Raw genomic sequence first — 18,677 nt, forward strand, 5'->3', positions numbered from 1 at the left:
TTAGAGTTTATCAAAATTGTCAATATCACTTTCTACCGTTATGCTGTCTACCACTTCCGATGCATGGCCATACTGATAAACCAGACCGACGATACCGAATATAGCCGATAAGTAAGAACCATACAACATCAGAATAGAGAACAAATATTGCGCAAAGTTCAGTCCGACTGATGAAGAGGTCGCACCTCCGTCACTCATCGTAAAGATCATTTTTACAATATAGATCACATACCAAGGTATAGAAACGATTCCTTGTAACACACTGGCAATAATCCCCATCACAATTAAAATTAGAAAGACGCCTCCCCAGGTAGCGAATCCCAACCGGAATGTTTTTGCAAATGCCTTACCCAACGAAATGTCTTCAAATAAGTAGATGGGAGCCATTAATGCCAAAGGAACCATAAACGCGAATAAAAGCGGGATGGTCAGAATGAGTGTGAAAGGTGTCAATACAGCCAATAAGACAATAAAGATCACCGCAAAGATGAATAAAAAGCCGCAGGCGATCCCCATCAAAAACAGTCTTTTAATATTACGGAGTAACAACGATTTTATATCGCCGAATACAACCCCGTTCAGGCGTTCTTCCCGTTCATTATACAATCGTACCATCGCATAAATCAAGGAAGTCATCAACAAAGCTCCCAAACATGAAAAAAAGACAACTCCTGCATAATTGAGTGCAAACGAAGGTCCCAAAGCAGCTAAAGGATTATCACTTATTCCTCCGGACGTCTGCATAGCAGTAAGATCTGTCATACTTCCCATTAAACCGCTAAAGTTTGCAGCTTGAATTAAGCATATAGGGAGTATCAGATAAGTTGAATACTTAAACAATTGTTTCCAATTCTCTTTTATAAAATCAAAAGAAGCGTTCAACTTCTCACCGAAAGGACGTTTCACATACATCGCAATCTTAGGTTTCTGTGATTCCATGTTTTTTTCTATTTGGTAAATAAATATAGTAGAATATAATAAATGCCAGAGAAGTGAATATCACGCCAAGTCTCAACACATCGGGAAGCTCTGTGTGCCGGGTAAGAAAACCTTCTATAAAGCCTGCCATAATGAACACCGGAACAGTGCCGATCACTATTTTCAAGCCTCGCTTCGCTCCTCTTCTGAAAGATTCCAAGCGGGAATAGGTGCTGGGGAACAACCAGCCGTTGCCCAAAGCCAATCCGGCGGCACCGGCCACGATAATCGCCCAGATTTCAAGCGTTCCGTGCAACCAGATGGCAAGACTGGATTCCCACAACAAATCGTGTTGATAAAAGAATGTTTGAAAAGCTCCTACCATGATACCATTGGAGAGAAGCATATACCCTGTTCCAAAACTAGTCAGCAATCCCATTGCAAAGCAGTTGAAAGAGACCATCACGTTATTAAGTGTAATGCCCAAGAACATCGGTACTTCGGAAGAACCATTATATACGGCCATCGGCTCCCCATTGGCAATATTGTCGAGTGTCATATCCACATAACCGTTTCCCAATATCAGCCGGACAAAATCCGGGTCATTCGCTGCTGATAATACGCCGATTAATGCGCTGGCAACAAAAATCAAAAAGGAGGTCAGCAATTCGCGCCGTGCATCGTGCATGGTTCGTGGCACTTCCTGTGTCCAGAAGGTAATAATCCGTGTCCACTTCTCGCGTTTATTGCGGTAGATTTCGTTGTGCAACGCTGAAGCCAGATTATTCAGATAAATAGTAATACGGGAAGTTGGGAAATGTGTTTGGGCAAATGCCAGGTCAGCTGTCAAGTCCGTATACGCATCGGCTAGTTGGTCGGGGGACAGACTTGCCGCCCGCTCCACAACTTTCTCTGTCTCCTTCCATTTTTCAATGTTCCGACGAATAAACGTTACTTCTTTCATGCTTTTCAATAGATTTCGGATAAGTTTTGTCCGAAACCGGAAGCAAAAATAAGAGAATTATGATATATTTGCAACGGAATCCTAAAAATGTTTATCCTGAAATGGCAGAATCTACGATAATAACCGGACAATTCGTTCGTATCAGCCAAACGCCCGCCAGTATCGGCGAACGACTGATGGCTTTAATCATCGATTATTTTCTGATCGGGCTTTACATCTTGTCCACAGCTACGCTCTTGTCCAAATTAAGTTTGCCGTCAGGATTCAGTTTGTTCTTTTTTCTGTGCGTCGTTTATTTACCGGTTCTCGGTTATTCTTTTCTTTGTGAGATGTTCAATCACGGACAAAGCTTTGGCAAAAAACTCATCAATATCCGTGTCGTAAAAGTAGACGGTTCTACTCCTAGCATCGGCTCTTATCTGTTACGGTGGCTTCTTTTCTCAATTGATGGTCCCATCACAAGCGGTCTTGGACTTCTGGTCGTTTTATTGAATAAGAACAATCAACGATTAGGAGATCTGGCTGCCGGTACGATGGTGATTAAAGAGAAAAACTATCGCAAGATACATGTCAGCCTAGATGAATTCGATTATCTGACCCAAAATTATCATCCGGTATATCCGCAGTCGGCAGATCTATCTCTCGAACAAGTGAATGTTATTACCCGGACTTTGGAATCAGGTGAGAAAGACCGGGCAAGACGTATCACGGCACTTGCCAAGAAAGTACAGAAATTACTTTCCGTTACTCCTCGTGACGATAATCAGGAAAAATTTCTTCAGACTGTACTTCGCGATTATCAGTATTATGCATTGGAAGAAATATAGGGTCCCAGGAAAGATTTATAACTTCATTTCTCATATTCTCATCATTTTTCATCAAATATCACATTATCTTAGTATCTTCATTCATTTCTCATAACCAGATACCTACTAGTCTATTATCAATCTATTCTCATTTTACATGACGTCCTGCTATCTCCTTCACGTAAGCAACTGCTGAATCACTTGTGTTCCACTTGATAATGCCACATTTTTGAACGAACATCATAATCGTTCCACTCCAATGCACAGGTCTGTTCACTAGAGTGGAAGGATCTGTCTACTAGAGTGAAAAGAACCGTTCACTCTAGTGGAACGAATAGGATGTTGATTCGACAATAAACGAATAAAGACAAGATGTACTAAGGATACCAGTACATAACATACCAATAACCATTAAATGGAAAATAGAGTTATGTAATTTGAAGTTTAAATCCTCCACAAGGAAAAGAAGAATAAGAGCCTGGTTATCATTCACAGGTAGCTATGTATACATATACTTTATATATTTTTCTATCAACAAAAAAAGAGATATACTTATTTACAAAGTATACCTCCTTTTTTGATTTTATCTACAATGAGACCGTACATCGTTTAGTCCACCTGACCCAGAGAGTTTCCGTATTCCATTTCTCCCTGAACCACAAAGAGGACTTCTTCAGGATCGTATTCTCCCATTTCATCCTTTTTGGCTTCCTTTACAATGTAAGCCACAACCTCTTCCAAATCGATGTTAACATAACCGTCTTCATCGGGTTGAGCGTCAAGAATGCCACTTTCAGAGTAATACTCGTCGATTAAATCGAGAAAATAATACAATTCATCGTCCGAGAACTTCTCTTTCAGTTCTTGAGGCAGATAGTTTTTGATAAACTCGATGGTCTTTTCGTCATCGGCATCTGCTAATAAAAAATCGTCTTCCAGTCCCATTTTTTTTAAATATTAAGTGATAAGTATTAAGCATTATCGACTATAAAAGCTTCTTCACCTTTTCTGCGAATACCGGTTTGCCAACTGCACCTACCTGTTTGTCTACTATTTCACCGTTCTTGAAAAACAATACAGTAGGAATATTACGGATACCATATTCAGCAGCCATATCACCATTTTCGTCTACATCGCACTTACCGATGATTACTTGTCCTTCAAACTCCGCAGCCAATTCTTCAATGATAGGAGCCACCATCTTACAAGGGCCACACCAAGGAGCCCAAAAATCTACAACAACCGGTTTTCCTTCTGCAAGAACCTCTTTATAGTTGCTGTCTGTAATTTCTAAAGCCATTTTTTTAAGTATTAATTGTTAAATGTTATTTCGTTAGCTTATTCTCGCCACAAATATAATCAATTTATATGAAATCCCAGTTCCGGACGTTCCTTTAAATATGTTATTAAATCCCGCCCCACTGAAAGCTTGATCGGACGGGAAATCAAATCAATTGACATGTGGCTTACATCGGCATCATCCGTCACTTTAAAATACAATTCCGTATTTCCCGGATGTTCCTTGGTCAGAGTGGCAAGCTCTGTAACCAAAGCCGAGTTCAAGACTGACAGAGGAATGATAATCGTGATCTTCTGCACCAGTCCTTCTTTCACATCGGGAAGAAGTTCCATAGAAGTGATTTTCACTTCCAATTCATCCTGTCGCCATTGTTTCGCTTGGCAACGGGCTTTAATATATAGGAACGTTCCTTCGTTGAGATATCCCTGATAAGTCACCCAGTCATTTCCCCAGAATGGGATTTCGGTAGAACCGGAATAATCTTCAATCTTAGCAATACCATACGGATTTCCATTCTTGCTGACTCCGCGACGAACACTAGTCACAATCCCTCCCATCGTTATTTCACGACCAACAAGTGCAGCTTTATCTTCCAAATCCGCCATCCGTGTATTGCAGACATGTTCCAATACGATAGAAAATTCATCCAACGGATGAGCAGAAAGATAGATACCTACCAAATCACGCTCACGATTCAGACGATCGAGATCACTCCAACGTTCTACACCTTGAGGAATTTCAGGAGTTGCAACATCAATAACGTTTTCACCACCGAACAAAGAATTGACAGCAGCTGCCTTATCTGCCTGATAGCGGTTACCATAGCGCATCAATGTTTCCAGAAATACTTCACCCTTAGAATTTACAGCAAAATATTGCTCCCGCTTCAGTTCAGGGAAACTATCAAACCCTCCGGCTAATGCCAGACACTCCATATTCTTCTTGTTGCAGGCATTCAGGTTGACACGTTGCACAAAGTCGAATATACCGAGGAAAGGACCATTCTTACTACGTTCCTCCATAATGCTATGGACGGCAGCTTCACCTACACCTTTGACAGCCCCTAGTCCGAAACGGATATTACCATCATGGTTTACTGTAAACTTCAGGTTACTTTCGTTTACATCTGGCCCCAGCGTCTGAATACCCATTGCCTTACATTCGTCCATCAATTTCGTAATATCGGTAATGTTCGACAAGCTTCGGCTCATCACAGCAGCCATATATTCAGGAGGATAATTAGCTTTTAGATAAGCTGTTTGGTAAGCTACCCACGAATAACAAGTAGCATGTGATTTATTGAAAGCGTATGACGCAAACTTTTCCCAGTCGGTCCAGATTTTTTCAAGAACTTTCGGGTCGTGTCCGTTCTTTCGTCCACCTTCAATAAATTTAGGTTTCATGTGGTCTAGCTTGTCACGCAACTTCTTACCCATCGCTTTACGGAGTGCATCAGACTCACCGCGGGTAAAGTCCGCCAATAAGCGCGACAGAAGCATCACCTGTTCCTGATAAACCGTTATACCATACGTATCCTTCAAGTATTTTTCCATTACCGGAATATCATACTCAATCGGCTTACGCCCATGTTTACGGTCGATAAAATCAGGTATATAATCCATCGGTCCCGGACGATAAAGGGCATTCATGGCAATCAAATCTTCGAATGTAGAAGGCTGCAATTCGCGCAGATATTTCTGCATGCCGGCAGATTCAAACTGGAATGTACCAATCGTCCGTCCGTCACTATATAATTTATAAGTAGCCGGATCGCAGATGTCTATCGCATCGACGTCTACTTCAACATTACGGCTTAAACGGATATTTTCAACGGCCTCTTTGATAATAGACAAAGTTTTCAGACCAAGGAAGTCCATCTTAATCAATCCGGTATCTTCAATCACCGAACCTTCATACTGGGTAACAAGCATTTTTTCGCCCGTTTCCTTATCATCAGCAGTGCTGACAGGTACCCAGTCGGTGATATCGTCACGACAGATAATCGTACCACAAGCATGTACACCTGTACCACGTACGTTACCTTCGAGCATCTTAGCGTACTTGATCGTATCCCGTACCAACGGATCGGATGATGCTTCCGCAGCTTGTAGTTCGGGAACATATTCAATCGCATTCCGCAAGTTCAGTTTCTTATCAGGAATCTTATCCGGCACTAATTTAGCCAGTCGGTCAGACTCCGATAGAGGCAGCTTTTGCACACGGGCAACATCCTTGATAGCCAACTTAGTAGCCATTGTACCATAAGTGATGATATGAGCTACTTTTTCCTGACCATATTTATTCGTTACCCAACGAAGTACCTCTCCACGACCGTCATCATCAAAATCCACATCGATATCGGGCAAGGAGATACGGTCCGGATTCAAGAAACGCTCAAACAGCAAATCGTACTGGATAGGGTCGATTTTCGTAATTCCCAGACAATAAGCCACTGCCGAACCGGCAGCCGAACCACGTCCCGGACCGACCGACACACCCAATTCCTTACGTGCCGCATTGATGAAGTCCTGTACAATCAAGAAGTATCCTGGGAAACCCATTGTTTTCATGATATACAGTTCGAAGTTCATCCGCTCTTTAACTTCTTCGGACAGAGGTTCACCATAAATTCTTCTGGCTCCGTCAAAAGCTAGTTTCGCCAAGTAATCTCCTTCAAGTTTAATACGATAGAGTTTATCATAGCCACCCAAGCGTTTGATTTTTGCCTTCCCTTCTTCTTCACTCAACACCACATTACCATGCTCATCTTGGGTAAACTCATCATAAAGGTCCTTTTCCGTATATTTAGCCCTATATCCCTCTTCCGTCCCAAAGTCTTCGGGAATAGCGAAAGTAGGCATGATAGGCGCATGGTCGATGGAGTAATATTCTACTTTGTCGAGGATTTCCAACGTATTGCTCAAGGCTTCCGGCACATCGGCAAAGAGTTCATTCATCTCCTCCCGTGTTTTCATCCATTCCTGTTTGGTGTAAAGCATACGGCTTGGATCATCCAGGTCCTTACCGGTGCTCAAACAAATCAGGCGGTCGTGCGCTTCGGCATTCTCTTCATCCACAAAGTGGACGTCGTTCGTACAAATCAGCTTGATGTTGAACTTCTGAGCATATTCCATCAGGTATTTGTTCACATTCACCTGCAATGGGTAACATTCGTGATTGGCACGGGGAACAGTTGCCTTATGGCGCTGCATCTCAAGATAGAAATCATCACCAAACAAGTTCTTATACCATTGTATAGCTTCTTCAGCTTCCGCAAATTGTCCGGCAGTAATCCGTTTTGGTATCTCACCACCGAGGCAGGCGGAGCAGACAATCAGTCCTTCATGATACTTTTCGAGTTCGCTGCGGTCCGTACGCGGACGCATATAATATCCGCGCGTCCACGCGTGCGATACTAATTTAATAAGGTTATGATAGCCTTTTTCGTTCTTAGCCAATACAATCAAGTGATAACCGCTTTGGTCCGGCTTTCCTTCTTTCAAATCCATTGTGCGGCGCGCCACATACATTTCACAACCGATGACGGGTTTGAAAAGTTTGTTTTCCGCTTCCACTATCTTGGCTTTGCAAGCGGCAATCTCCGCTTCTTTGTCCTCACACTCTATGGTACCGGCTTCAATTCCCGCTATCCGCTTTTTCAAGTCCTTGACTTCACCTTTCGGACCGCTATTCTTCTTATTGACGTAGTTCGTAAATTCCTTGATACCGAACATATTCCCATGATCGGTCACGGCAATACCCTTCATTCCATTCTTCATCGCCTTATCGACCAGACGAGCCACGCTTGCCTGACCATCCAAGAGAGAATACTGGGTATGGACATGTAAATGAACGAAATCCTGCATAATGATAAGTAGTTAATTTGAAGGCATAAAAGTACGACCTCTTGGGTTATAAACAAAAATAATCCTCAAAAAGTTATCAACATTCACATTTCTATGCTCATTTACTTGCTGATTTTTTAAATTAAGTATATTTTTGCAGACAATATCATTAAACAGCACTCATGGGTCGACTAAAGAAATTGAAGAAAATACGTATCCACCGCGAAGGAACACATATATTATGGGCTAGCTTTTTGCTATTGCTACTGATGAATACAGCTCTTTATTGGGGAATCGATTGCAAAATTCCATTTTATGTGATAGCAGTAGCGAGTATCGCAATCTATCTGCTAATGGTGAACTTCTTCCGTTGTCCGATCCGTCTTTTCGGGCAGGACACCGAGAAAATAGTCGTGGCACCTGCCGATGGTAAAATCGTTGTTATCGAAGAAGTCGATGAGAACGAATATTTCCACGACCGCCGATTGATGATTTCTATCTTTATGAGCATTGTGAATGTTCACGCCAACTGGTATCCGGTGGACGGTACCGTCAAAAAGGTGGCTCACCATAACGGCAACTTTATGAAAGCCTGGCTTCCGAAAGCCAGCACAGAAAACGAACGTTCTACGGTAGTGATCGAAACTCCCGAAGGAGTGGAAGTACTCACCCGCCAAATCGCCGGTGCTGTAGCACGCCGTATCGTAACCTACGCGGAAGTAGGCGAAGAATGTTATATTGACGAACACATGGGATTCATCAAATTCGGCTCCCGCGTGGATGTATATTTGCCTATCGGCACAGAAGTATGTGTCGGCATGGGGCAATTAACAACCGGTAACCAAACGGTTATCGCCAAACTTAAATAATCCTGTCACAATGACAAACGTTATTAAAAACAGTATTCCGAATACCGTCACCAGCCTGAACCTTTTCTCCGGTTGCATTACTTGCGTCATGGCTTTTGAGGCAAAATACGAGCTGGCATTGCTTTTCATTATCCTAAGTGCCATTTTCGATTTCTTTGACGGATTGTTGGCCCGTGCGCTCAATGCACATTCCGTTATCGGAAAAGATCTGGACTCATTGGCAGATGATGTCAGCTTCGGTGTGGCGCCTTCACTGATTGTATTCTCTCTGTTCAAAGAGATGTATTATCCGGAAAATATAGAATTCATCGCTCCTTTTCTACCCTATTTAGCATTCCTGATTTCCGTTTTCTCAGCATTACGCCTAGCAAAATTCAACAATGACACACGACAAACCAGCTCTTTTATCGGGCTGCCGGTACCTGCCAATGCTCTGTTTTGGGGATCATTAGTAGCAGGGGCACATGAGTTTCTCATATCAGACAACTGCCATCCTGTCTACCTTCTTATACTTGTCTGTCTGTTTTCATGGATGCTGGTATCAGAAATACCCATGTTTTCCCTGAAATTCAAAAATCTGTCATGGGCTGACAATAAAGTCAGCTTTATTTTCTTGATTATTTGCATTCCTTTCCTTGTTTTTCTGGGAATCAGTAGCTTTGCAGCCATTATTGTATGGTATATTTTACTTTCACTTTTTACAAGAAAAAGTAAATAAACAATCTCTTGGCACATTTGTTGTACTATGAGTCTTATCAAAGTTACAACGTAAAAATCATAGCCCGATGCATATACTTTTATTCATACTTATCTTTATTATTGCCATTGTCGTATTTGGCCTTTCTATTGTCGGCTTCATACTAAGAACGATTTTCGGATTAGGACGTGGTTCTTCATCATCCCGCCCGCAACAAACGGAATCCAAACGTACGAGTCAACAGGATTATGACCAGGCAAGTCGCCGTTCAAATGATGATGAAGAAGAAATATATTCCGAGAATGTTCCAGGAAAAAGACATAAAAAAATATTCACCCAAGATGATGGTGAATATGTAGATTTTGAAGAAATCAAATAAGCATCATGCTGCCACTTTCATCTTCGCTTCGCAGCAAAAAACTCTTTCATAAGCGTGGCACATTCATCGGCCATCAGTCCTTTAACGACAACAGTTTTAGGATGCAGAGCCGAACCGGCATATTTCTGATAGCCACGTTTCTCATCTTCGGCGCCAAACACAAGTCTGCCCGTTTGTGCCCAGGCGACAGCTCCGGCACACATCACACAGGGTTCAACTGTGACATACAGAGTACATTCATTGAGATATTTACCCCCAAGAACATTGGCTGCGGCAGTAATCGCCTGCATTTCGGCATGGGCCGTCACATCATTCAATGTTTCCGTGAGATTGTGGGCACGCGCAATAATCCGCTCTTTACAAACCACAACAGCCCCCACGGGCACTTCCCCCCGCTCGGCAGCCTTACGTGCCTCCATCAAAGCCTGTTTCATGAAATAAGTATCGTCCAGCACTCTCTTTAATTTTTAATCATAAACTATCCTCTATCGTCTCATATCGTGCTCACCGAAAAGGGTCGGATAATCTTCTTCCATATTCTTATGGATAAACATGAGAATGGTTTCGCGAAGCCAACGTGACTTATTCGTTATCTTGTACTTTTCAAGATAACGATCTACAATCAGTTGCTCTTCATCGCTCAACAAAATGCTCATCCGTCGTTCTCTTTTAGTACATTCGACGTGCATTTTCAGGCACTTCTTACTTCTTTTTCTCATATCTTCTGCAAAATTACTTTTACTTCTGTAAAAACAAAGAATAAAAGCAGTAAATTTGCAAAAAAAAGATGGCTGAACATAATGATTTAGGAAAATCCGGAGAAAATGCCGCTGTAGCTTATCTGGAGCAGAAAGGTTATCTTATTCGTGACCGGAATTGGAGAAAAGGACATTTCGAACTAGACATTGTAGCTGCAAAAGACAATGAACTGGTTGTAGTAGAAGTGAAGACGCGCAGTGACACTCTGTTTGCGGCACCGGAAGATGCTGTAGATTTACCCAAAATAAGACGCACAGTACGTGCGGCGGATGCCTATATCAAATTGTTCCAGATTGACAATCCTGTACGCTTCGATATCATTACCGTAGTAGGCAACGACGGGAATTTCAAGGTTGAACACATAGAGGAAGCGTTTTATCCTCCTTTATATTAAAATGCTGTGGCTTTCATATTTATCATTATTAAAAGCCGTAAGCTTCATGCAATCCGTGCTTAAATTTATGATATAAACTAATTATGAAAACATACTATAATTATTAATTTATTATGAACGTAGAAACTGTCAGAGAATATTGCTTAAACAAGAAAGGAACTACCGAATCTTTTCCTTTTGATGAGGTATCACTTGTTATAAAAGTAATGAACAAGATGTTTGCCCTTATTGACCTGGAAGAAGCAAATCACATCTCATTAAAATGCGATCCGGAAAAGGCGATTGAACTACGCGAACATTATTCCGGAATTGAAGGAGCTTACCATTTCAACAAGAAGTACTGGAATAGCGTCCGCTTTGACAGTGATGTAGATGACAGGCTTATGAAAGAACTCATAGACCACTCTTACGATGAAGTAATCAAAAAATTTACTAAAAAATTACGTGCAGAATATGATGCTCTCCCCTGATTTATTTCCGGTTCCATTGATTCATATCAGCGAAACAAATTCTACCAATAGCTATTTACAAACCTTTTGTGCCAAAGAAAAAACAGAAGAGTTTACAACCGTAGCTGCCGACTACCAAACCTCCGGACGGGGACAGCGTGGAAATTCATGGGAATCGGAGCCGCACAAAAATCTCCTTTTCAGCTTTGTGCTTTTTCCCGAGTTTCTGGAAGCACGCCGCCAATTTCTTATTTCCCAAATTGTGTCTTTAGCTATCAAAGAAGAATTGGATACATATACCGATGATGTTTCTATCAAATGGCCGAATGATATTTACTGGAAAGAGAAGAAAATATGTGGCATATTGATAGAGAATGATTTGATGGGGCGGAATATCAGCCGGAGTATTGCGGGAATCGGAATCAATATCAACCAGGAAGAGTTTCACAGCCCGGCTCCCAATCCTGTCTCATTGTACCAAATCACAGGAAAGCAATATGATATTTATGAGGTATTGAAGAATATTATGTTGCGCATACAGTCTTATTATAATCAGCTTAAAAAGAATGATACTTCATCAATTGTTGCCCACTATGAAAAATCGCTTTTCAGAAAGGAAGGGATGCATCGGTACAAAGATGCTGACGGAGAGTTCCTTGCACGGATTGTATGTGTAGAACCCGAAGGAAGATTGATTCTGGAAGATGAAATGCAGACAAAAAGAAGATATATGTTTAAAGAAGTAGAATATTTATTGAAATAAGTAATCTACTAATTGATTAAAAACATTATCTTTGAAACCTATGTTTATAGAAAAAACTCTCTCATTTATGAAAACAAGATTAATTCTCCTGCTTCCGTTATTATGGATATTAATAGGCTGTAGTGATTCAAACTCTGATTCAGCAACTTTAGAAATTTCCCAATCTACATTTGATGATGTCAGTCCGGAAGGAGCTACCATAAAAGTATCCATCACATGCAGTTCTACTTGGAGAACAAGCAGTAACCAAAATTGGTGTATTCCAAATTTACAAAATGGTAGTAATGATGGAGAACTCGTCTTGACTATACATGCCAACAATACGTCAGAGGAAAGGAATGCGACAGTCACCATCATGGCAAAGAAAACGAACAAGACTATAAAAATAACTCAATCCCCTTCTACAAGTACAGCCAATGAACATCATTATAAATTGCCCGTTATATTCCACGTCCTTTATAAAAGCCGCAATGATAGAAACCAATATGTAACCAAAGGCCGTCTCGCCCAAATCATTAACGCTTGTAACTTGACGTATAAGAATAAGATATATCAAGATTCAAAATATAACATCAGCCAAGATATGAATCTTGAATTTGTCATGGCAACAGAAAAGCCGGACGGGACAATTTTGGAAGAAGCAGGAGTTGAACGAATAGAATGGGATGAAGTTCCGATGTCTTGCGAACAATTTATGGATGGAAAAGATAAAAACCAAGCTAAGAAATATGCGGAAATGCTCTGGAATCCTAAAGTATATATCAATATTTTTGTATATCCATTTAGCGAAAACAACATTTTAGGAATTGCACATTTACCTTACTGTTTATCATCATATCCGTTAGATGGTTTAAACAATGGAAATTATTTCTTAAGCCATGAGGTAGAATACCCTCATTGTGTGTCTATCAATAGCAACTATATTTATGTAAACGGTGACAATAGTTCCTACTATACGGCTGATGTTTACAATACTCTTGCACATGAACTAGGACACTACCTTGGATTACATCATGCCTTTTCCGAAGATGGAGATAATACTGATTTGTGTAAAGACACCGATTATTGCACCGACACCCCTACCTACAACATTACTGAATATACAGAATGGGTTAACGGCATAGACGATTTCAACAAGTATTCATTCGATGAATTGTGTACAAGAACAAACTGTGAGGGCGACACCTTTATTTCTCACAATATCATGGACTATGCTTTTTGTTATTCAGACCAATTTACATTCCAGCAACGCAAACGTATCCGCCACGTATTATCTTACAGCCCTCTTATTCCCGGGACAAAGGAATACACATCAGCAGATACCCGTTCTTTAAGTTGTGACGAACAACCACCAATACAGTTTAGATATTAGTATTTGAAATAAGCTAAAAGAGGTACATTGTAAGTATCCTTTATTTTCGAAGGTTAAACTATCCTGTCCCTATCAATTTGTAACTTGATAAATAGCAAAATGCATATTGATAGTAACAGATGGAGAGGAAATTATTTTTTTTCTTGAAGATTTAATTATATTTGCAACGAATTACTAATTTATAAACACAATATCTTCTGCTTTTCTGATGCAATATACCTTATATCAAAATATGAAAGATGTGGCTTTATGGAACCTTGTATTGAAGGGCGATATGAAAGCTATGTCTTTATTGTATAAGAAACATTACGAATTATTACTTAACTTTGGTCTGAAATATACTTCAGACGAAGAATTCGTAAAGGATTGCATTCAGGATGTTTTTGTAAAACTTTGTACAAGTAAACGATTGTCATCGACGGAGTATGTACGTTCTTATCTTTTAACTTCTTTGAAAAATGTTATATCTGATAAATTGTCATCAATGAGATTGACGGAAGATCTGAATGAACATTTCTTTGAACTGAAAATAGAAGATGCTGCTTTAGAATCCCTTTTTAATGGTAATGATGAAGAACTTCAATTAAGCAAAAAATTGATAAACGCCTACAAAAGTCTGCCTGAGAACCAGCGGGTGGCAATCTATCTTCGTTATGTCAAAGGATTGTCCTATAAAGAAATGGCAGCTGTCTTGAACATAAATCCCCAGTCTTCCATGAATTTGGTTTCTCGTGCATTGACCAGTTTACGGTCAAAAATGACTTTGGATGAGTATTTACTATTTATTATTTTATTCTTTTCCTGACTATATTACTCTTTTTTTTATAAATACTCTATTTTTTTTCGGAAAAAGTGAGTAGACATTTGCATTATCATCGTTTTAAAGATAAAGACGATGAAAAATGGAGAAAAGAAAGTTTAAAATACGCCACCATGTTGCACGAAAATTGATCGAGCACGCCAGAGAACAGGAGAGACATGTCACTCCTGAAGAACTGGACGACTTGTGGAAACGTGTAGAAGAACAAGTATTCATAGAGAAAAGAAAGAACTCACGACGCCGTATCCTGTATGACACCATGGCTTTATCGGCTGCGGTTATCTTCTTCTGCATGTTCTGGTTAGGCAAACAATTCATTGCTTATTATGCGGATGATGATTCAATTGTTGATTTTGCCCAATACACACAAGCCGAAGAAGCAACCAACAAGGATATTCGATTACTGATACCAGGCAAGAAGGAAGTAGAAGTGAAAGAAACAGATGCAAATATCATCTATTCGCAAAATGGAACGGTGGTAGTCAATTCTGATACAATTACTCAGCGAGAAACACAGGAGAAAGAAAGAGAGTTCAATCAATTGATAATACCGAAAGGAAAAAGAACCCGATTGACCTTGGCAGACGGAACACGTTTATGGGCAAATTCAGGGACACGCGTCGTTTATCCCGGTCATTTTGAAAAAAATCGCCGTGAGATTTATGTAGAAGGAGAAGTCTATCTTGACGTGTTTCGTAATGAGAATGCTCCTTTCATCGTCCGGACTAAAGATTTTCAGATACAGGTCTTGGGGACATCTTTTAATGTCTCTGCATATCCGTCGGAGGGCGTTTCATCTGTCGTGTTGGTTGAGGGAAGTGTGAATGTAAAGAATCAGCAGAAAGAACAAGTGATACTTGCTCCAGGGCAACTGGTTGATATAGAAACGGGACGGTTGCATTCTCCCCGCAATGTAGATGTTGAGCCATATGTATGCTGGGTGAAGAATATGCTGATGTATGTAGATGAACCTTTGGATAAGGTATTTAGAAAATTAAATTTGTATTACGGCAAAGAATTTATCTTGGAATCCGGCGTGGCAGAGCTGCTAGTTTCCGGAAAACTGGATTTGAAAGAAAAATTAGAAGACGTTTTACATACTATTTCTTTTTCTGCTCCTATATATTGCGAAGAAATAGAAGGGAGAATATTTGTAAGAAAAAAAAATAGATATGAATCATTTATAGTTAACCCTTTAATGTATAATTTTATGAGAAACAAAAGTTCTGAAGAAAAGGTTGGATGATACTGCAATTATCATTTTGTCCTAAAATGATTAATTATTATTTTATAGACAATTGTTATTTTCCCATTTTTTAATATCAGTCCATTTGTACAGATATAAGTAAGATTTAGAGTTATGAAGGGATTATTTGATATTTTTCAATAATAATAGAAGAAAATTAATAACAACCATTCATTCTATAGCAGAAATACATTATTAAAATTAGATATACAATGAAAGTGATTAAGTGGATGTTAACCTTAGGTATATTGTTACCGACGTATGCCTTTTCACAATCCGGAATCGAACGAATTAAAATTGATGGATTTATTGGAGAACGAATTAATACCTGTATCGAAAAGCGGGTAAAGGCACAGAACGTGCCAGAATTGATACATCCTTTCCGGCATATGACAGAAGGCGGATGGTGGCAATCTGAATTTTTCGGCAAGTGGATGCTTGGAGCTACTGCTTCCTACCGATACACTGCCGATCCAGAATTGCTTCAAATAATCAAAGATGCCGCATCGGATTTTATGGAAACACAGCAATTGGATGGCTACATCGGAAACTATAAACAGGAAGACAGACTGACCAATTGGGATATTTGGGGACGTAAGTACTCATCTCTTGCCTTATTGGAATATTATCGGCTGACCAAGGATGGAAAGGCTCTGAAAGCTGTGGAACGGCTGATCGACCATTTAATAAAAGAACTGGAAGAAAGGAATGTCAATATTGCAGCAAGCGGATTTTATTACGGCATGGCAAGTTGTTCCATATTAGAACCTGTAGTCTATTTATACAAGGAAACAAACAAGCCCCGATATTTAGATTTTGCAAAAATGATTGTTGGGGGCATTGAGCAAGCAGGAAGTTCGCAGCTCATCACCAAGGCACTTCAAGATATTCCCGTATCTCACCGTTCTCCATTTCCTAATCAATGGTGGTCTTTTGAAAACGGACAAAAAGCCTATGAAATGATGTCCTGTTATGAAGGACTGGTAGAATTAGGAAAAGTGCTGAATGAACCGCTTTATTTGGAAGCAGTCCAAAAAACAGTTGACAATATCCTTCAGGAAGAGATAAACATTGCAGGCTCCGGTGCAGCTTTTGAATGTTGGTATGAAGGAAAAAAGAAACAGACAATACCTACTTATCACACAATGGAGACTTGTGTGACTTTTACTTGGATGCAACTTTGTGCACGTTTGTGGCGGGAAACTGCCAATCCGATGTATATGGACGAGTTCGAACGCACGATGTATAATGCATTAATGGCGTCCATGAAGAGAGATGGTTCGCAAATTTCGAAATATAGTCCGTTAGAAGGACGGAGGCAACCGGGTGAGGAGCAGTGCGGAATGCATATAAATTGTTGCAATGCTAACGGACCGAGAGGATTTGCGTTGATTCCGGACATTGCCTACCAAGTAAAAGACAATCAAATATATGTGAATCTATATTTGAATTCGGATGCTGTTGTTGCTTTAAACAAAAACAAGATAGCGCTCCATATGCAAACTCAATATCCTTTGGATGGGAAAATCGAGTTGGCAATCAATCCTCAAAAAGAAACGACCTTTGGATTTGAAATCCGTATTCCTTCGTGGGCAGGCAGAAATTTCCGTATTTTGGTAAATGGTGAGCAGCAGAGATATTTCCATAAAGGCAGCTATCTTTCACTTTATCGAAAATGGATGAAAGGTGACCGGATTACCATGGACTTTGATTTGGAAACCCGTGTAGTACATCATGAACATTCGCAGGCTGTGACACACGGACCGCTTGTATTTGCCAGAGACAGTCGTTTTAATGATGGTGATGTAGATGAATGTGCAGTTATTCAGTGTGACCGGGAAGGAGTCGTCCAAGCAACACTCAAAAACACCTTTGAAAGCTCATTCGCATGGATAACAATGGAAGTTCCCATGATTTTGGGCACTGACTTGGAGAATCCGGGAAATAAGGCTGTTCGGATGATTCATTTTTGCGATTTTGCTTCATCTGGCAATGACTGGGCAACTACAGGACGTTATCGGGTATGGATTCCTGAAACACTTCATGTTATGTCCGAACCTTTTTACAAATATTCGGAGTTGCCAAACAAGAAAGAAAAAAGTGGCAATCCGATATTCAGTGGTTGGTATGCAGACCCTGAAGCGGTAGTGTTTGATAATAAATACTGGATTTACCCAACTTCATCGCTTCCTTTCGAACAACAATTATATATGGATGCTTTTTCATCTGAAGATCTTGTTAATTGGGAAAAGCATCCTAAAGTCCTTTCTATAGAAAATATCAGTTGGCTAAGAAAGGCACTATGGGCACCTGCTGTCATTGAAGCAAATGGCAAGTACTATTTCTATTTTGGAGCAAATGATATAAAAAATAATGAAGAAATCGGTGGAATTGGCGTTGCGGTTGCCGATACTCCGATAGGACCGTTCAAAGATGTATTGGGCAAGCCGTTGATTGGTAAAATTGTCAACGGTGCCCAACCGATTGACCAATTTGTCTTTAAAGACGATGACGGGCAATACTACATGTATTATGGTGGCTGGGGACATTGTAATATAGTGAAAATGGGAACTGACCTAATTAGCATAGTGCCTTTCGAAGATGGCAGTATGTATAAGGAAGTGACTCCTGAAAATTATGTGGAAGGTCCGTTCATGCTGAAACGAAACGGTAAATATTACTTTATGTGGTCGGAAGGCGACTGGAACGGTCCTGATTATAGTGTTGCATACGCCATTGCTGATTCACCGTTTGGTCCTTTTAGAAGAATGGGACAAATATTAAAACAGGACAAAAACATTGCTACAGGTGCTGGACATCATTCAATTATCAAAGGTCTGGATAAAGATGAATGGTATATCGTCTACCATCGTCATCCTTTGGGGGATACCGATGGAAATCATCGGGTGACTTGCATTGATCGGATGTATTTTAGTCAGGACGGAAGTATTTTACCCGTTGAAATGACTAATACAGGCGTAAAAGCCGCTTCATTAAGATGAACTTAATATTTAAATAAAAATCACAAGAAAAAAGTAGATATGATTTACAGTTAATTAATACGTATTTATGAAAAACAGAAGTCCTTAAAAAATA

The 18,677-nt window shown here is 40.1% G+C and carries 18 protein-coding genes and 1 pseudogene; 12 read left to right on the top strand and 7 right to left on the bottom strand.

Features of this window, described 5'->3' with window-relative positions:
* Both A4V03_RS14395 and A4V03_RS14400 read right to left on the bottom strand, forming a co-directional pair.
* On the bottom strand, positions 1-939 hold the full coding sequence (locus tag A4V03_RS14395) for a hypothetical protein (RefSeq protein ID WP_065539408.1): 939 nt from the start codon (positions 937-939) through the stop codon (positions 1-3).
* Positions 920-1,882, bottom strand: a complete 963-nt coding sequence (locus tag A4V03_RS14400) for a stage II sporulation protein M (RefSeq protein WP_065540440.1) — start codon at positions 1,880-1,882, stop codon at positions 920-922. Before A4V03_RS14400 ends, A4V03_RS14395 begins: the two co-directional genes overlap by 20 nt.
* 101 nt (positions 1,883-1,983) lie before the next feature.
* On the opposite strand from A4V03_RS14400, the gene A4V03_RS14405 reads away from it, so the two are divergent.
* Complete coding sequence (locus tag A4V03_RS14405) at positions 1,984-2,709, top strand: RDD family protein (RefSeq protein WP_065540441.1); 726 nt, start codon at positions 1,984-1,986, stop codon at positions 2,707-2,709.
* 588 nt (positions 2,710-3,297) lie between these two features.
* On the opposite strand, the gene A4V03_RS14410 is transcribed toward A4V03_RS14405, so the two are convergent.
* From A4V03_RS14410 to dnaE, 3 genes are read right to left on the bottom strand one after another with little or no spacing between them, the layout of a single operon-like run.
* Positions 3,298-3,633 (bottom strand): hypothetical protein, encoded by a 336-nt coding sequence (locus tag A4V03_RS14410; RefSeq protein WP_065539409.1) that lies wholly within the window; start codon positions 3,631-3,633, stop codon positions 3,298-3,300.
* A gap of 40 nt (positions 3,634-3,673) precedes the next feature.
* Positions 3,674-3,988 carry a thioredoxin gene (gene trxA / locus A4V03_RS14415; protein ID WP_004306576.1) on the bottom strand — a complete coding sequence of 105 codons (315 nt, stop codon included), beginning with the start codon at positions 3,986-3,988 and terminating at the stop codon, positions 3,674-3,676.
* 59 nt (positions 3,989-4,047) lie between these two features.
* On the bottom strand, positions 4,048-7,854 hold the full coding sequence (gene dnaE, locus A4V03_RS14420) for a DNA polymerase III subunit alpha (RefSeq protein ID WP_065539410.1): 3,807 nt from the start codon (positions 7,852-7,854) through the stop codon (positions 4,048-4,050).
* A gap of 161 nt (positions 7,855-8,015) precedes the next feature.
* Between dnaE and A4V03_RS14425 the strand changes: the two genes are divergently transcribed.
* The 3 genes from A4V03_RS14425 (at position 8,016) to A4V03_RS14435 (ending at position 9,778) form a co-directional block, all read left to right on the top strand.
* Positions 8,016-8,702, top strand: coding sequence for a phosphatidylserine decarboxylase family protein (locus A4V03_RS14425; RefSeq protein ID WP_065539411.1), 687 nt, complete (start codon positions 8,016-8,018; stop codon positions 8,700-8,702).
* 10 nt (positions 8,703-8,712) lie between these two features.
* Positions 8,713-9,420, top strand: coding sequence for a CDP-diacylglycerol--serine O-phosphatidyltransferase (gene pssA, locus A4V03_RS14430; RefSeq protein ID WP_065539412.1), 708 nt, complete (start codon positions 8,713-8,715; stop codon positions 9,418-9,420).
* Positions 9,421-9,487: 67 nt separating this feature from the next.
* Positions 9,488-9,778 (top strand): DUF4834 family protein, encoded by a 291-nt coding sequence (locus A4V03_RS14435; protein WP_065539413.1) that lies wholly within the window; start codon positions 9,488-9,490, stop codon positions 9,776-9,778.
* Between the two features lie 17 nt (positions 9,779-9,795).
* Here the strand turns inward: A4V03_RS14435 and A4V03_RS14440 are convergent, their stop codons facing one another.
* Both A4V03_RS14440 and A4V03_RS14445 read right to left on the bottom strand, forming a co-directional pair.
* Positions 9,796-10,233 carry a nucleoside deaminase gene (locus A4V03_RS14440; protein WP_065539414.1) on the bottom strand — a complete coding sequence of 146 codons (438 nt, stop codon included), beginning with the start codon at positions 10,231-10,233 and terminating at the stop codon, positions 9,796-9,798.
* Between the two features lie 30 nt (positions 10,234-10,263).
* A complete protein-coding gene (locus A4V03_RS14445) occupies positions 10,264-10,497 on the bottom strand; it encodes a hypothetical protein (protein ID WP_004299215.1) in 234 nt (77 codons plus the stop codon).
* 68 nt (positions 10,498-10,565) lie between these two features.
* Here A4V03_RS14445 and A4V03_RS14450 point away from each other — a divergent pair, with 68 nt between their 5' ends.
* The 8 genes and pseudogenes from A4V03_RS14450 (at position 10,566) to A4V03_RS21555 (ending at position 18,583) form a co-directional block, all read left to right on the top strand.
* A complete protein-coding gene (locus tag A4V03_RS14450) occupies positions 10,566-10,931 on the top strand; it encodes a YraN family protein (protein WP_065539415.1) in 366 nt (121 codons plus the stop codon).
* A gap of 113 nt (positions 10,932-11,044) precedes the next feature.
* Positions 11,045-11,401 carry an MmcQ/YjbR family DNA-binding protein gene (locus A4V03_RS14455; protein ID WP_065539416.1) on the top strand — a complete coding sequence of 119 codons (357 nt, stop codon included), beginning with the start codon at positions 11,045-11,047 and terminating at the stop codon, positions 11,399-11,401.
* Positions 11,385-12,143, top strand: a complete 759-nt coding sequence (locus A4V03_RS14460) for a biotin--[acetyl-CoA-carboxylase] ligase (protein ID WP_065539417.1) — start codon at positions 11,385-11,387, stop codon at positions 12,141-12,143. The genes A4V03_RS14455 and A4V03_RS14460 overlap by 17 nt, the downstream gene beginning before the upstream one ends.
* Before the next feature lie 67 nt (positions 12,144-12,210).
* A complete protein-coding gene (locus A4V03_RS14465; RefSeq protein WP_065539418.1) occupies positions 12,211-13,515 on the top strand; it encodes a zinc-dependent metalloproteinase lipoprotein in 1,305 nt (434 codons plus the stop codon).
* Positions 13,516-13,747: 232 nt separating this feature from the next.
* Entirely contained in the window at positions 13,748-14,320 is a 573-nt protein-coding gene (locus A4V03_RS14470) for an RNA polymerase sigma factor (protein ID WP_084081208.1), read from the top strand.
* Between the two features lie 97 nt (positions 14,321-14,417).
* Positions 14,418-15,581: a FecR family protein gene (locus A4V03_RS14475; RefSeq protein ID WP_065539420.1), complete on the top strand. Its 1,164-nt coding sequence runs from the start codon at positions 14,418-14,420 to the stop codon at positions 15,579-15,581.
* A 230-nt stretch (positions 15,582-15,811) separates the two neighbouring features.
* A pseudogene (locus A4V03_RS21550) lies at positions 15,812-17,281 on the top strand (beta-L-arabinofuranosidase domain-containing protein); the annotation flags it as partial.
* A gap of 348 nt (positions 17,282-17,629) precedes the next feature.
* Positions 17,630-18,583, top strand: a complete 954-nt coding sequence (locus A4V03_RS21555) for a glycoside hydrolase family 43 protein (RefSeq protein ID WP_065540442.1) — start codon at positions 17,630-17,632, stop codon at positions 18,581-18,583.
* The last annotated feature ends 94 nt before the right edge of the window (positions 18,584-18,677 follow it).

It is taken from the genome of Bacteroides caecimuris, from assembly GCF_001688725.2.
Classification (GTDB): Bacteria; Bacteroidota; Bacteroidia; order Bacteroidales; family Bacteroidaceae; genus Bacteroides; species Bacteroides caecimuris.